Annotated in this window: 1 protein-coding gene; it reads right to left on the bottom strand. The window is 70.0% G+C overall.

The annotated features are described in order from the left end of the window. Positions 1-1143: IS110 family RNA-guided transposase (locus tag ACZ38L_RS39605; RefSeq protein ID WP_465703033.1), on the bottom strand; the 1143-nt coding region annotated here is incomplete at both ends.

Raw genomic sequence — 1143 nt, 5'->3', positions numbered from 1 at the left:
TTGGGAGGGTTGCGTGGTGTGACCAGGCGGTGGCCTCGTCGTAGAGGGTGCGGGTCTTGAGGCAGCCGTGGAGGATGCCGACGAGGCGGTTGCCGAGCTGGCGCAGGGCGGGGTTGTAGTCCAGGTCCCGGGCGCGCTGTTTGTCGTAGTAGCGGCGGGCGCCGGGTGATCTCTGCAACGAGCAGAACGCCTGGCGTTGCAGGGCATCCGCGAGCCGGTTGTTGCGCACGAAGCGGGCCTGGACGGAGTGGACCTTTCCGGAGGCGCGGGTGATCGGGCTGGTTCCGGCGTAGTTCTTGCGGGCCTTAGCGGTGGTGTAGCGGGTGGGGTCGTCGCCGAACTCGGCCAGCACCCGGGCGCCGGTGATCTCGCCGATGCCGGGCATCGACAGGTAGATCTCAGCGTCCGGGTGCGCGAGAAAATGCGCGCTCACCTGCTCTTCCAGCACCTGTATCTGCTCGTTCAGCGCGATCAGCAGCCTCGCGTGCGCACCCGCGGCCGCGCCGTAGGCGGCGGTCACCGGCGCGGGCAGGCCGAGCTGGGGCTCACGCAATGCGGCCTGGATCGCGCCGGCCTTCTGGTCCCGGTCACGGCGCCGATGGCGGGCCAGGACCGCGGTGATCTGCGACTTCGTCAACCGGGCCGCTTCTTCGGGCGTGGGGGCCTTGATCAGCAGCTCCATCGCATCGGTGCTGGTCAGTTCCAGACCGGCATAGGCGGTCAGGGCTCCGGGGAAGTACTCCCGCAGAGTGCTCCGCAGCCGCTGGAAGGTGCGGGTGCGCTCCCAGATCAGGGTCTGGTGGGCGCGGGCGACCACGCGGACGGCCTGGGCCTGGTCGCTGTCCCCGGCGATCGGCCGCAGCTGGTCGCGGTCAATGCGGACCATGTCCGCCAGCGCGTGCGCGTCGCCCTTGTCGCTCTTGGCCCCCGAGGTGGCGTACCGCTCCTTGAACCGGGCCGCCTGCCTGGGGTTGATCGCATAGACCTGGTAGCCGGCCGCGATCAGCGCCTGCACCCACGGACCCCGGTCGGTCTCGATCCCGACCATCACCCGCCCGGGCTCCAGGTCATCGCCGCCGTGCCGGGCAATCAGGGCGTGCAGCCTCGCGATACCATCAACTCCTTCTGGCAGCCGTGCTGTTG

Source organism: Kitasatospora sp. NPDC024654 (assembly GCF_055559155.1).
This window is presented reverse-complemented; position numbering and strand designations above follow the sequence as displayed.